The sequence below is a fragment of the Halomonas sp. XH26 genome, assembly GCF_024138895.1.
Lineage (GTDB): Bacteria > Pseudomonadota > Gammaproteobacteria > Pseudomonadales > Halomonadaceae > Vreelandella > Vreelandella alkaliphila.
Map to the genome: position 1 here is coordinate 2,066,079 of NZ_CP071889.1, position 13,505 is coordinate 2,079,583.

Here is a 13,505-nt window from a genome sequence, read left to right on the forward strand (position 1 = left end):
AATGCAGTTGGCGATACAATACTCAACTGCATTGCGATTAACTTTCATCACTTTTGGGGCAACAGGTATGGATATTCGTAAAGTTAAAAAACTGATTGAACTCCTCGAAGAATCAAACATTAGCGAAATCGAAATTCAGGAAGGCGAAGAGTCCGTCCGCATCAGCCGCCATCCGAATGGTGCAACATGGCAGCCTCAGCCGATGCCACAGTACGCTCAAATGCCGCCTATGCAGCAGGCACCAGCTCAACCCAGCGCTCCGGCTGCTGATGCAGAGCCCCAAGGCGTAAGCTATCAAGGTGAAGCGGTTAATTCACCCATGGTAGGCACGTTCTACCGTAGCCCAGCACCGGGCGCCAAATCGTTTGTGGAAGTTGGCGATACGGTTAAGCAAGGCGATACGGTATGTATCGTTGAAGCAATGAAAATGATGAATCAAATTGAAGCCGATCGCGACGGCGTCGTCGAGGCCATCCTAGTGGAAGACGGAGAGCCGGTGGAATTCGATCAACCTATGATCGTCATCGCTTAATCTTTCACAACAACACGGGTGGATTCTCCCATGCTGGACAAGGTACTTATCGCAAACCGCGGCGAGATTGCCCTTCGTATTCTCCGGGCCTGTAAAGAGCTAGGGATTAAAACCGTTGCGGTTCACTCCAAAGCCGACCGTGAATTGATGCATGTTCGCTTGGCCGACGAAGCGGTATGCATCGGCCCCGCCTCCTCAGCGCAGTCGTACTTGAATATTCCTGCATTAATAAGCGCTGCTGAAGTGACAGATTCAAGCGCCATTCATCCTGGTTACGGCTTTCTCTCGGAAAACGCTAATTTTGCTGAGCAGGTTGAGCGCTCTGGCTTTACCTTTATTGGCCCGCGCGCTGAAACTATCCGCCTGATGGGTGATAAAGTTAGTGCCATTGAAGCAATGAAGATTGCTGGCGTTCCTACCGTGCCTGGCTCAGATGGCCCGTTAGGTGACGATGAAGCCACCAACCTAGCCACTGCGCGCCGCATTGGCTATCCGGTAATTATCAAAGCTGCTGCAGGCGGTGGTGGCCGCGGCATGCGGGTGGTGCACACTGAAGGCCATCTGCTTTCAGCCATTACTGTCACTCGCACTGAGGCGCACTCAGCGTTTGGCGATGGCACGGTTTACATGGAAAAATTCCTTGAGAAACCCCGCCATGTTGAGGTCCAGGTGCTGGCTGACGGCCAAGGCAATGCTATCCACCTTTATGATCGCGACTGTTCTTTACAGCGTCGTCACCAAAAGGTTCTGGAAGAAGCGCCTGCCCCTGGAATCGACCCGGAAGCGCGTGCAAAGGTGCTAGAAGCATGCCGCCAAGCGTGCCTCGAAATTAACTATCGTGGCGCGGGCACCTTTGAGTTTCTGTACGAAGACGGTGATTTCTTCTTTATTGAAATGAATACCCGTGTACAGGTAGAGCACCCTGTCACCGAGATGGTCACAGGCGTAGATATCGTTAAGGAACAGTTGCGCATTGCCTCCGGCCTGCCACTTTCGATTCGCCAAGAAGACGTAAAGATCAATGGCCATGCTTTTGAGTGCAGGATCAATGCGGAAGACTCGCGTACGTTTATGCCCTCTCCGGGCAAAGTCACCCTGTTCCATGCTCCGGGCGGCCTTGGCGTGCGTATGGACTCTCATCTGTACACTGGCTACACCGTACCGCCTCATTATGACTCACTGATCGGCAAGCTAATCACCTGGGGGGCTGATCGCGAGATTGCCCTGACGCGTATGCGCAACGCCCTAGATGAGCTGCTAGTCGAGGGGATCAAGACCAATATTGATCTGCAAAAAGATTTGGTGAGAGATAGTTATTTCCGCCAAGGTGGCGTCAACATTCACTATCTTGAAAAGAAACTCAGTAGCTAATACCAGAAATTAATATCTGCAAAGGCGCTGAGCTGAATAGATAGCTGATAATACTCAACGGGGTGGCCATAGCCACCCCGTTATTGTTTTTTACCTTTGCGTGAATGCACGTACGCAGTGGAGATTACTGATGCCCTGGCTCCAACTCAAAGCCCACGTTGCTCCAGAACAAGCCGAACTACTAGAAGATCTACTGTTAGAGGAAGGCGCGACGGCCATTGGCCTTCAAGATGCCCACGATGATCCTGTTTTCGAACCAGAGCGAGGTACTACCCCGCTTTGGCAAGATACAATTCTCACTGGCCTATATGACGACTTAGACGGCGTTGAAGCCATGCTTGAGCGCATTCAAGCCGCTTGGTCTGAGCAAGTCCCCGGCGAACCCTGTCCAGACATTGCGTATGAACTATTAGCCGATAGAGACTGGGAAAGAGAATGGATGGATGACTTTACGCCGTTGCGAATGGGCCAACGGCTATGGATCGTACCGAGCTGGCATGAGCCCCCAGAAGCCAATGCCGTCAATCTCATTCTTGACCCAGGCCTTGCCTTTGGCACTGGCACCCATCCCACGACAGCGCTTTGCCTGGAGTGGCTGGATAGCCTTGCGGTTAGCGGCGGACTGGAAGATAAAACCGTCCTAGATGTGGGCTGCGGCTCAGGCATTCTTGCCATTGCCGCGCTAAAGTTAGGGGCAACCCACGCCGATGCTACTGATATAGATCCACAGGCACTTCAGGCAAGCCGTGACAACGCAGCGCGCAATCAGATTAGCGACGCACAATTGTCCCTTTACTATCCTGAACAGCTGATCGACGGCCACTACCCAGTTGTCACCGCCAATATTTTAGCTGGGCCATTAGTTGAATTAGCCCCAATGATTGCAGGCCATGTCGCACCCGGCGGACAAATAGCATTGTCTGGCATTTTAGCGAACCAAGCGAATGAGGTCTTGCAAGCCTACGAAGCCCAGGGCTTGATAATGGAAGAGCCCACAATTCGCGAAGGGTGGGTTCGTCTATCAGGCTACCGCGCCGTTTAATCTAGCCAACGGCCTTCACCCCATCGCCGAGTAGGCGTATCATACGCCCCCTTGAAACGCCTACTCGGCGATTTTTATCTGTATCTACAGCGCAGCACAATGACCACACAAAACTTTCAGCCACCAATGATAGGGCCTCACCAGCTACCCAACCAAGTCATCTTGGCACCGATGGCTGGCGTTACCGATCGCCCATTTCGCCAACTTTGTAGGCGTTTAGGTGCTGGATGGGTGGTCGGCGAAATGGTGACAGCCGACCCCTCTCTTTGGCATACCCGAAAGTCCAAGCTACGCATGGATCACCAAGGCGAGCCCGACCCACGGGTTGTACAAATTGCCGGGGGTGACGCTGAAATGCTTGCCAATGCTGCGCGCCTTAACGCCGAACTAGGCGCCCAGGTGATTGATATCAACATGGGATGCCCGGCTAAAAAGGTCTGCAATAAGGCTGCTGGTTCGGCCCTAATGCGTGATGAAGCCCTAGTAGCCGAAATTCTGGACGCCGTTGTAAAAGCCGTTGATATTCCAGTTACCTTAAAAATTCGCACAGGCTGGTCTGCTGAAGCTAACAATGGCCTACGCATTGCTAAACTCGCGGAATCTGCAGGCATCCAAGCCTTAGCAGTACATGGACGTCATCGAGAGCAGCGCTATACTGGATGGGCTGAGTACGACACTATCGCTGACATAAAATCGCACCTGACGATACCGGTTATCGCCAATGGGGATATTACCAGCCCTCAAAAGGCCAAAGAGGTCTTGTCATATACAGGTGCCGATGCAGTAATGATTGGCCGCGGGGCGCAAGGCAACCCATGGATATTCGAGCAGATTACCCATTATCTTGCCCATGGAGAACTGCTAACACCCCCAACTCTTGATGAGCGCCGCAACGTTCTCAATGAGCACTTACAAGCTCTGCACACGTTTTATGGCGATACAATGGGTGTTCGCATAGCGCGAAAACACCTAGGTTGGTACTTGAATGAAGACCCGCGCTTCAACGACAAACAGCATTATCTGCTGAAGCAGCAATTTAATGCGCTTGCCACCCCAGCATCGCAATTTAATTGGATTAATGATGCCATGACGCAAGACGCTGCAGAGCGTCTGCTAGCTAAAGGAAGCCATGCTGCATGACTGAACGCGACCTGCTTTCGAACGAGCTCTCTCACCGTCTCTCAGGCACTCTGGCGGACCCCGCCGCGAGCGTACCGCCCCAACCACTTAGAGAAGCGGTTGAGACAGCGATACGCCGTTACTTCGAGCATCTCGATGGCAGCCAGGCAACTGATCTCTACGCGATGGTGATGGCCGAAGTAGAAGCGCCGCTACTTAGCTGCGTAATGGAACATACAGAAGGCAACCAAACCCGAGCCGCGGATGTATTGGGTTTAAACCGTGGCACATTGCGCAAAAAACTTAAGCTCTATGGATTGATTGAAGGTGACGCCCCATAAGGGGCGTTGTCGTTTGTAATTTTCGATGTTAACTCCTTGACTCTGCACACGAGCACTCTAATGGCTGATAGTACTGCTACCCCCGTCCGTCGCGCCCTTTTGAGCGTATCCGATAAAACCGGCATTGTTGAATTCGCCCGCGGTTTAAGCCAACACGGCGTAGAACTTCTTTCAACTGGCGGAACCTTCCGACTGCTTCAGGAAAATTCTGTTCCTGTTAAAGAAGTCTCTGAGCACACTGGTTTTCCTGAAATCATGGATGGCCGTGTAAAAACACTGCACCCCAAAATCCATGGTGGAATCCTGGCGCGCCGCGGTCAGGATGATGCGGTGATGGCAGAGAACGACATCACCCCCATCGACATGGTGGTCGTTAATCTTTATCCATTTGCTGCCACTGTTGCCAACCCAGACTGCACACTGGAAGACGCCATCGAAAATATCGATATCGGCGGGCCGACCATGGTGCGCGCATGCGCAAAAAATCACGCCTTTACCACCATCGTGGTAAATGCCGATGACTATGCTCGGGTACTGGGAGAACTGGCTGCGCAAGACGGTCAAGTGAGCGCCGCTACCCGCTTTGATCTGGCCGTGAAAGCATTTGAACACACCGCCGGTTATGATGGCGCCATTGCCAATTATCTTGGCCGTAAAGTGACTAGCGAAAACGCAACGTTTGCTCGCACTTTCAACCTGCAATTGGACAAAAAGCAGGACATGCGATACGGCGAAAACCCGCATCAGCAAGCTGCTTTTTACGTGGACCCCCAAGCAAGCGAACCGAGCGTCGCCACTGCAAAAACTCTGCAAGGTAAGCCACTCTCCTTCAATAACGTGGCCGACACAGATGCAGCATTTGAATGCGTTAAAGCGTTTGATGAAACTGCTTGTGTCATCGTCAAACATGCCAACCCTTGCGGTGTAGCTATTGGCGCTACTGCACTTGAAGCATATGACAAAGCCTTCGCTACCGATCCGACCAGCGCTTTTGGTGGCATTATTGCGTTTAACGTGGCGCTAGATGCCGAAACCGCTCGGGCAATTATTGATCGCCAGTTTGTTGAAGTTATTATCGCACCCGGCGTGAGTGATGAGGCAGCAGCTATCGTGGCAGAGAAGCAGAATGTACGCCTGCTTGATGTCAGTGCCCACTGGCCTGGCGAAACACAGCCTGCGTTTGACTTTAAACGTGTTAACGGCGGACTGTTGGTACAAGAGCGCGACCAGGGCATGGTAACCCGCGAAGAGCTGACCGTGGTTAGCGAACGTGTTCCAACAGAACAAGAACTTCGCGACCTCGGTTTTGCTTGGCGAGTCGCTAAATTCGTTAAATCGAATGCGATTGTATACGCCAAAGAGGGTCAAACAGTGGGTGTTGGCGCAGGCCAAATGAGCCGCGTTTACTCAGCGAAAATTGCGGGCATTAAAGCGGCAGATGAAGGTCTTTCAGTACCAGGCTCGGTAATGGCGTCAGATGCATTCTTCCCCTTCCGCGATGGTATTGACGCCGCCGCAGCCGCAGGCATTACTGCCGTTATTCAGCCCGGCGGTTCCATGCGTGACCAGGAAGTCATTGATGCCGCTAACGAAGCAGGTATTGCCATGGTATTTACTGGCATGCGCCACTTCCGTCATTAATCGCCTCGTCTTGCCATAAAAACAGGCCCCCAGCGGATTTTTCCGATGGGGGCCTGCTTGCTGATAGTGCTGTTTATTTATAGCACTATTTATTTGTAGTACTTGCGCCTGCGCTTAACCTAGATCAATACACAGATATTTTGTCTCAAGGTACTCTTCCAAACCTTGATGCCCACCTTCACGCCCAAGACCGGACGCTTTTACGCCACCAAAAGGAGCGGCTGCATTAGAAATAAGGCCGGTGTTAATTCCCACCATGCCATACTCAAGTGCATCGGCGACGCGCCAAACGCGACCCAGATCTTGTGAGTAGAAATAGGAGGCTAAACCATACTCAGTGTCGTTAGCCATCTCGATAGCAGTTTCCTCTTCATCGAAGGGAAAAACTGCCGCCAGAGGGCCAAAGGTTTCTTCGTGAGCCACCTTCATCTTATCTGTTGCAAAGCTAATCAGCGTCGGAGTAAAGAAGTTTCCACCGAGTGGATGCGGATGGCCACCTAGCAGCAGCTCAGCCCCATTGTCGACCGCATCCTGCACATGCTCACTGACCTTTTTGACCGCCTCACCATCGATCAAAGGACCAATGTTAATATTGGGCTCGGTGCCATTACCTACGTACAGCTCACTATTCATAGCAACCGCCAACTTCTCACAGAAGGCGTTAATAACGCTGGACTGCACCAAAAACCGATTAGTGCATACGCATGTTTGGCCAGCATTACGAAACTTCGCAGCCATGGCACCTTCTACAGCGGCATCAAGGTCTGCATCTTCAAAAACGATAAAGGGCGCATTGCCACCCAGCTCAAGGGATATTTTTTGCACGTGCTCAGCCGCCTGAGCCATGAGCTTGCGGCCAACTTCCGTAGAACCCGTAAAGGTAATTTTGCGCACTTTGGGTGATTGAGTAAGTGCACTGGCGATATCTGCAGCACTGCCAGGCACTACATTAAACACGCCACGGGGAATGCCTGCTCTTTCTGCCAACATGGCGAGAGCCGTTGCAGAAAATGGCGTTTGGCTTGCAGGCTTAACGACAATCGTACAGCCCGCTGCTAACGCGGCGCCTGCTTTACGCGTGATCATAGCAGCCGGAAAATTCCAGGGAGTAATAGCCCCCACAACACCGACAGGCTGTTTTGTCACCACAATACGCTGGTTCGCTTTAGCGGCGGGAATAGTCTCGCCATAAACACGGCGCGCTTCTTCTGCAAACCAACGTAAAAAACTAGCGGCATAGACAATTTCGCCCTCCGCCTCTTTTACTGGCTTGCCTTGCTCGTAGGTCATGAGCAAAGCGAGATCGTGTTTATGCTCCAGCATGAGATCATGCCACTTCAGCAGCAGATCAGCTCGTTCTTGAGCGGTCAACGCACGCCAAGCGGGTAACGCAGCATCCGCTGCATCGATAGCGCGCTCAGTCTCAACTTTACCCAGTCGAGGCATATCGCCCACGGACTCACCCGTCGCAGGGTTTAAGACATTAATTTGCTCACCGCTGTCGGCGGCCACCCAGCTACCATCGATATAGGCAAACGGGCAATACAGCTGTGTTTCTTTCAGCGCTTCCATGACAGACTCCTGACCAAATATTGGCCTCACGGGCTCATTGACCTGTTCATGCTAAGACGAAACCGCGTGTTTAACCAAATCTTTGCAATGAAATCTGCCAAAGATTCTTAGCCGATATTTCAGCTGATTAACGTTAAGAACTCCTGCCGCGTTGCTTGGTTGCTGCGAAAACTCCCCAGCATCACAGAAGATGTCATGCTTGAATTTTGCTTTTCCACACCGCGCATCATCATACAAAGATGGCGTGCCTCAATCACCACAGCGACACCTCTTGATTGGGTAACTTGCTGCACTGCCTCAGCAATTTCACGCGTCAAGTTCTCTTGAATTTGCATACGCCTAGCATACATATCAACAATACGGGCAAACTTCGAAAGTCCTAGTACTTTTCCGCTAGGCAGATAGGCGATATGGCATTTGCCAATAAAGGGTAGCAAGTGGTGCTCGCACATGGAGTACAGTTCAATGTCTTTTACAAGGACCATTTCATCTGTTTGTGACTCAAATACTGCGCCATTAACAATCTCCTCAAGTGATTGCTGGTAGCCAGCATTCAAGAACTGCATTGCTTTTGCGGCTCTTTTGGGCGTATCGCGCAGTCCTTCACGGTCAGGATTTTCACCGATTGCGGCGATAATGTGGCGATAGTGTTGAGCAATGTCGTCGGTCATTTGAAGCCTCATCAAAACTGTACGTGCTAGCCACTGAAAAACGTCTGGACTACTAAAGCGTTTAATCAACAGCGAAATATTGCTATCTATCAATAGCTGAGAGCTGTGCGCCAATCATGTACAAAAAATATACGCTAAACAACTTTTGCACAATAATAAACACCACATCCCGTTATTTTAACGCACCTAACCCTGCTGTGGCAGAGTGCCGCGCACCCCCCTTTGAGACTATTTAAGCTGTGCTATCATGGGTCGAACTAGTCAGCTTAATTCGTAGCGCTCATCTGAGAGTTCCTTATGTCATTCAAACCTGCACCGTTTTTCTTAACTGCCCTATTGGGAACTGCATTGGCAACACCCTTGTTAGCCGCCGAACAGACATTAACACTACCTAAAGGTGCCAGTGTCGGTGTCGAGGTCATCGAAGAGTTTGCTTTTACCGACAGCCAATCGCGTTATGAAGATATCTTACTTCATCCAACCCAAGCTGGCAGTGCCTCGCATCAGTTGCCCGAATACTGCGTTTTAGTCGCCAATGCACAGTACACTAATGGACGCATTCGCATTACAACTCAAGACGCAACCTGCATTGAAACACACGATGCTGAAAGCGCTATTTTCACCGGTTCATTTAGTGCCAGTGCGTATGCAGAAGACGGTCAGTATGGTCTTGCCTGTGATGAGTCGCCTTGCACCTTATCGCCAGGCCAAGCATTCGTGGTGACACTGGATGAAAATATCGATATCAACGCTCAAGATAACCCTTCAGCGGAGATTAATGCTGCTCGACGAGAGGCTGATGGAGAAGGCGTAGCCAACCCCATCCCATCAGATCGGCCTGACCCCGATGCAAGCGCTGAAAACCCACGCTCCGTCAATCAACCTGAATAAAACCATGTCACTCATCGTCAATGGGGGCGATGCTTAATTAACTATCGGTGCAATTGTTATGCTAGCCAAATAGGCTTTTCAAGCTGTAACAACTGCTGCTCAAGCTGGCGGATGTGCTGATCCCAATAACCGCTCTCCGCCAGCCATGGGAACGCACGAGGAAACGCTGGATCATCCCAGCGAGAAACAAGCCACGCGGTGTATCGGATAAGACGATAAGCCCGCAACGGCTCGATTAGCGACAGCTGGTGTTGCGGAAATGTTTGCTCCTCTTCATAGCCTTCAACAATTTCACTTAGCTGTGCTCGCCAGCCAGATGGATCATCAACGGGTAACAGCATCCATACATCTTGGATAGCGGGCGCCATAAGGCAATCGTCAAAATCCACCAAGGTAAATGATTCATCTCTTCCTAAAACATTGCCCAGATGACAATCACCATGCGTTCGAATCATTTGATCGCTGGCGATGGGGTGCTTTTCAAGATGACGAAGAATTTTCTGTACAACGTTGTGATAAGCGCGCTGCTGATGCTTGCTTAGCCTTTTACTTTCGATAACACGGGCCTCAGCATCATGAATATCGCCCTGCCACTCTAATGTTGGACGGTACTGAAACGCCTTTCGTGATGACACTGCATGTAACCGCCCTAACGCATTACCTAATGCAAAAAGATGCGAAGGGTTGTCTAACTCAGGCGCTTGACCACTGCATTGAGGGTAAAGTGTGAAGCGAAATTGCTGGTAAGTATGGAGTGATTTGCCCTGCTGATCCCGCCAGGGCGCAACAACGGGCACATTAGCAGCAGCCAACTCTTGAAGAAAATCATGCTCTTCCTGAATGACCTCATCTGCCCAACGATCAGGACGATAGAACTTCACAACCCAGCGCTTACCGTCATCGTCACGAAACATCAGCACTCGATTTTCATAGCTATTAAGTGCAAACGGTTCGCCAGCTGGCCAAATCCCAACAGACTCCGCAGCAGACATCACGGTGTCCGGAGAAAGCGTACTAAACGGGTGTGGCATATACCGCTCCTGTGCAAATTAAGCCTGCATTCTATCAATTATGCACCAGAGGTGTTCGAGCAACTGCCCAAACATCGACACGTTTAGCCCCCGCACGAAGCGCTGCTTCAGCAAGTGCTTGGCAGGTCGCGCCAGTAGTAACAACGTCGTCAATAATCGTGAGATGTGATGGGAGTGGACCATTAATATGAAAGGCACCTACTAAATTTTTTGCTCGCTCATTTCTGTTTAACGTCCGTTGAGAAGGCAGCTGTTGACGACATTCAGCCGTTAACACGGGCAGTTTGACCCGCTTGCCTAGTTGATCAGCCAACCAGCGAGACTGATTAAAACCACGCTGCCGCGCTCGAGTGGTATGCATCGGCACAGGCAAGAGACCTCCTCCCAAATAGCTGGGAGCTTTACTCATCATCAGCTCTACCAGCAATATTCCCGCACGGGGCGACGCATTAAATTTAAAGTCATGAACTAACTCTTTTATAGGCTCTTCAAATAAAAGCTCCACCGTCGCGACGGTAAACGCTGGAGGGTTCTCTCTACAGTGCCCACAAACAAATTGAACGGATGCTATGTCCCCAACATCCAAAGGCTCTTTACACTGCCAGCAGCCATTGGCATTCCACGGCAACTGTGCAAAACACTCCTGGCACCAACCACCACTGGTTTGCCCAGGAGAAAGGCAAAACGCGCAGTAGCCTGGCAGCCCCTTTTTGGCCCAAGTGTTTGCACCATGTACCAACCGCGTCAGAAACATACTTTTCCCAGACTGGTTTAATTAACAATTTTAATGATACACCGTTGACATTAATACGAATGCTGTTAATATACGTCTCGTCTTCAGCGGATGTGGTGGAATTGGTAGACACGCTAGATTTAGGTTCTAGTGCCGTAAGGTGTGGGAGTTCGAGTCTCCCCATCCGCACCAATTTTTGATCCAACTTATACGGATCATAGCTTTCAGCGATATCAATCGCATTGCCAACCGAAGGTGTGACACTTAGGTGTGACATTCGGAATTTAAAAATGGCATACGGAAGCTACCTTTCAAGAAATCGTCATAACTCAATTTTCTACGCTCGTGTAATCATTCCTCTCGCTCTTCGAAGCCATTTTGGCGGGAAGCGGGAATTTCGGCTTAGTTTGAAAACCCCCTGCAAAGCAACAGCCAAGCGTCGTGCTATGGAAATTTGGCTCAGCTTCCAGGTTGTCTATGATGCCTTGAGGAATGGTAAGTCATTGAACGACATTCATATCCCTTATGGTGCCCTTGCGGCTTTAAAACCCCATCAGAAGTCGCAGCAAGCCCAGGCCCCTCTCTTTGCTTTATCTGACATACCCATACCCATGCAACGTCCGCCCTCAAAGCCACTAGCGCTTAAGGGACTGGTGCTTCATTACATGAAAGACGCCTATCTTGGCCAAGAGGTAGAGGTAGATTTTGGTTGTCCCGAAAAAGAAGCGGACATCATCATCAGGCTCAGGGATGACCTCGATCGGCGTATGGGCAGGTCCGCGCTCACTCAAACAGCTCATTCATCTTCACATACAGCCGTTGCTGACCAGAAGCTATTTACCGAGGTAGCTGATGACTATATAGAGCTGTATAAACGGAACCGTGAATACGACAAGACACTGCGGTCGAGCACTTTCGATAAAGAATCTCGAAACGTTTCTTTCTGGAAGTATTATTTTCAGGAGACCTGTCTTCATGAGATCGACATCAACGCATGTCGAGAAGCCGAACAGCACTGCCGTAACTACCCCAAAAATGTAGACGCAAAGATCGCCGCAACTATGTGCCGTTCGTCTCACGACAGACCTATCACAGGTTCCCAGGCGACCAAGAACCGCTTACTAGTGCTAAAAAACATATTAGAGCACGCGCGTAAATACGGCTGGATTGAGACCAACCCCGCCAGCGTTATAGACACAACGCAAAGACGGAGTGCCAGTGAAGTCGACAAGCACCCCTTCACCATTGAAGAGTTGAAGCTGATATTTCCTGGCTCAAGCTATGGCGACAGCTTCACTACCCGTTTCAAGAAGCGTGATACATCTTACGATTGCGCTAAATACTGGACGCCTCTTATCGCACTACTGTCGGGCGCTAGGCTTGGAGAAATCATCCAGCTTGAGCTAGACGACATCAAAAATGAGGCCGGAATCTGGTTCTTTGACATTACGACCGAAAGCAGCTCCAAAGATAGCGGCAAAGAGCTTAAGACCAAGGGATCACGACGACGTGTTCCCATCCATTCGGTGCTTATTAAGATTGGCCTGCTTGATTACGTTAAGCAAAGACGGGAGCACCCTCTTCGCCCCACTGGACTTTTTGATCAATATGTCCGAGGCGCACCAGGAAAAGGAAAAATAATCACCGAGTGGTTCAAAGGCGGGCCTAACGGAGTCGATAGACACGGTAAGCCACGTATTCGCTACGGCTATTTGGATAGATGTGGCGTTTTGTGCCGCCCAGATCAACGAGCTGATGGTTCAAGCGTGTCATTTCACTCGTTTAGACACACGTTTGCCGACGCTGCTCGACGAGGCAAACTGCCTAATGGCGAAATCTTGCGTGATGAAGACACCCGCTGGATATTAGGACACGCCAGCTCATTGATGACATCGCGGTATGGCAGGGGCAAAGAATTATCGTTTTTGCAGTCAGTAGTTGAAGCCGTCCAATATCCTGGGATTGAGTTATCGTCAATAAGATGGCAATCCTTTCAAAAGAAATCCGGTGTAAGCGCAGTCCATTCGTAAGCGAAACAACGAATACACACCGAAGCTGACGTCCAGCTTCGGTGCTGCTGCCTACTTCGTTAGGGCTTAGCAAGCTCTTCCTTGAGCCGCATAATGCTCATAAAACCCTTTCTCAACTCGTCGGTTATCTCGGGATCGCTACTGTCGGTAGCATGACGCCAAACCTCAAGTAGATTACGCTCATTCTGCGACGTAAACGCTCCAAGACTCTGCTCAATAGCTGCCAACGTATCCGGCACATACTCGCTCATCACTGCTCGGAATAACCACGCCAGGTCGACATCTAACACGCGCGCCATTGGCCGAACCTTATCCAGGGGCAGCCTTGTCTTACCGCTTCTTATCATGGTGATGACGTTATGGTTGCTGTAACCAAGCGCGTTGGCTAGATCTGCATTCGCCAAACCCAGCTCTTTCTGACGCTTCACAACAAAATCCGACACGCTGCTACCGTTCAACATCGCAATGCTCCTTCGTTAATGGACATGAGCATTATTTTCCGCTGAGGACTGGTGTGAAACGGAAAGTTAG

13 protein-coding genes and 1 tRNA gene are annotated in these 13,505 nt (G+C 50.6%); 9 read left to right on the forward strand and 5 right to left on the reverse strand.

Going from position 1 to position 13,505, the window contains the following annotated elements; translation table 11 throughout:
* The first annotated feature begins 67 nt into the window (after positions 1-67).
* The 6 genes from accB (at position 68) to purH (ending at position 6,046) form a co-directional block, all read left to right on the forward strand.
* On the forward strand, positions 68-532 hold the full coding sequence (gene accB, locus J4377_RS09630; protein ID WP_038484753.1) for an acetyl-CoA carboxylase biotin carboxyl carrier protein: 465 nt from the start codon (positions 68-70) through the stop codon (positions 530-532).
* 30 nt (positions 533-562) lie between these two features.
* Positions 563-1,903, forward strand: coding sequence for an acetyl-CoA carboxylase biotin carboxylase subunit (gene accC, locus J4377_RS09635; protein WP_038484756.1), 1,341 nt, complete (start codon positions 563-565; stop codon positions 1,901-1,903).
* Between the two features lie 130 nt (positions 1,904-2,033).
* Entirely contained in the window at positions 2,034-2,945 is a 912-nt protein-coding gene (gene prmA / locus J4377_RS09640; protein WP_095603015.1) for a 50S ribosomal protein L11 methyltransferase, read from the forward strand.
* 99 nt (positions 2,946-3,044) lie between these two features.
* Complete coding sequence (gene dusB, locus J4377_RS09645; RefSeq protein ID WP_253485366.1) at positions 3,045-4,085, forward strand: tRNA dihydrouridine synthase DusB; 1,041 nt, start codon at positions 3,045-3,047, stop codon at positions 4,083-4,085.
* Positions 4,082-4,405: a DNA-binding transcriptional regulator Fis gene (gene fis / locus J4377_RS09650; protein WP_038484762.1), complete on the forward strand. Its 324-nt coding sequence runs from the start codon at positions 4,082-4,084 to the stop codon at positions 4,403-4,405. Before dusB ends, fis begins: the two co-directional genes overlap by 4 nt.
* Before the next feature lie 60 nt (positions 4,406-4,465).
* Positions 4,466-6,046 (forward strand): bifunctional phosphoribosylaminoimidazolecarboxamide formyltransferase/IMP cyclohydrolase, encoded by a 1,581-nt coding sequence (purH, locus tag J4377_RS09655; RefSeq protein ID WP_253485367.1) that lies wholly within the window; start codon positions 4,466-4,468, stop codon positions 6,044-6,046.
* Between the two features lie 114 nt (positions 6,047-6,160).
* Here the strand turns inward: purH and J4377_RS09660 are convergent, their stop codons facing one another.
* Together J4377_RS09660 and folE are read right to left on the reverse strand one after the other, a co-directional pair.
* A complete protein-coding gene (locus J4377_RS09660; RefSeq protein WP_253485369.1) occupies positions 6,161-7,618 on the reverse strand; it encodes an NAD-dependent succinate-semialdehyde dehydrogenase in 1,458 nt (485 codons plus the stop codon).
* A 119-nt stretch (positions 7,619-7,737) separates the two neighbouring features.
* Positions 7,738-8,289, reverse strand: a complete 552-nt coding sequence (gene folE / locus J4377_RS09665) for a GTP cyclohydrolase I FolE (RefSeq protein WP_038484772.1) — start codon at positions 8,287-8,289, stop codon at positions 7,738-7,740.
* Between the two features lie 297 nt (positions 8,290-8,586).
* Between folE and J4377_RS09670 the strand changes: the two genes are divergently transcribed.
* Complete coding sequence (locus tag J4377_RS09670) at positions 8,587-9,180, forward strand: hypothetical protein (RefSeq protein ID WP_095603016.1); 594 nt, start codon at positions 8,587-8,589, stop codon at positions 9,178-9,180.
* Between the two features lie 56 nt (positions 9,181-9,236).
* Here the strand turns inward: J4377_RS09670 and J4377_RS09675 are convergent, their stop codons facing one another.
* Entirely contained in the window at positions 9,237-10,211 is a 975-nt protein-coding gene (locus J4377_RS09675) for a serine/threonine protein kinase (RefSeq protein WP_095603017.1), read from the reverse strand.
* A 34-nt stretch (positions 10,212-10,245) separates the two neighbouring features.
* Entirely contained in the window at positions 10,246-10,965 is a 720-nt protein-coding gene (locus J4377_RS09680; RefSeq protein WP_095603018.1) for a ComF family protein, read from the reverse strand.
* 86 nt (positions 10,966-11,051) lie between these two features.
* Between J4377_RS09680 and J4377_RS09685 the strand changes: the two genes are divergently transcribed.
* Positions 11,052-11,136 (forward strand) — tRNA-Leu (locus J4377_RS09685).
* A 98-nt stretch (positions 11,137-11,234) separates the two neighbouring features.
* Positions 11,235-12,974: a site-specific integrase gene (locus J4377_RS09690; protein WP_198349665.1), complete on the forward strand. Its 1,740-nt coding sequence runs from the start codon at positions 11,235-11,237 to the stop codon at positions 12,972-12,974.
* Positions 12,975-13,033: 59 nt separating this feature from the next.
* Here J4377_RS09690 and J4377_RS09695 read toward each other — a convergent pair whose 3' ends face one another.
* A complete protein-coding gene (locus J4377_RS09695) occupies positions 13,034-13,435 on the reverse strand; it encodes a helix-turn-helix domain-containing protein (protein ID WP_198349664.1) in 402 nt (133 codons plus the stop codon).
* Positions 13,436-13,505: the final 70 nt, after the last annotated feature.

Bases quoted from the DNA above. Each gene is read 5' to 3' on its own strand.
- fis (WP_038484762.1), top strand. From the start codon at position 4,082: ATGACTGAACGCGACCTGCTTTCGAACGAGCTCTCTCACCGTCTCTCA.
- J4377_RS09670 (WP_095603016.1), top strand. From the start codon at position 8,587: ATGTCATTCAAACCTGCACCGTTTTTCTTAACTGCCCTATTGGGAACT.
- accB (WP_038484753.1), top strand. From the start codon at position 68: ATGGATATTCGTAAAGTTAAAAAACTGATTGAACTCCTCGAAGAATCA.
- accC (WP_038484756.1), top strand. From the start codon at position 563: ATGCTGGACAAGGTACTTATCGCAAACCGCGGCGAGATTGCCCTTCGT.
- J4377_RS09695 (WP_198349664.1), bottom strand. From the start codon at position 13,435: ATGTTGAACGGTAGCAGCGTGTCGGATTTTGTTGTGAAGCGTCAGAAA.
- dusB (WP_253485366.1), top strand. From the start codon at position 3,045: ATGACCACACAAAACTTTCAGCCACCAATGATAGGGCCTCACCAGCTA.
- prmA (WP_095603015.1), top strand. From the start codon at position 2,034: ATGCCCTGGCTCCAACTCAAAGCCCACGTTGCTCCAGAACAAGCCGAA.
- J4377_RS09660 (WP_253485369.1), bottom strand. From the start codon at position 7,618: ATGGAAGCGCTGAAAGAAACACAGCTGTATTGCCCGTTTGCCTATATC.
- J4377_RS09675 (WP_095603017.1), bottom strand. From the start codon at position 10,211: ATGCCACACCCGTTTAGTACGCTTTCTCCGGACACCGTGATGTCTGCT.
- folE (WP_038484772.1), bottom strand. From the start codon at position 8,289: ATGACCGACGACATTGCTCAACACTATCGCCACATTATCGCCGCAATC.
- J4377_RS09680 (WP_095603018.1), bottom strand. From the start codon at position 10,965: ATGTTTCTGACGCGGTTGGTACATGGTGCAAACACTTGGGCCAAAAAG.
- J4377_RS09690 (WP_198349665.1), top strand. From the start codon at position 11,235: ATGGCATACGGAAGCTACCTTTCAAGAAATCGTCATAACTCAATTTTC.
- purH (WP_253485367.1), top strand. From the start codon at position 4,466: ATGGCTGATAGTACTGCTACCCCCGTCCGTCGCGCCCTTTTGAGCGTA.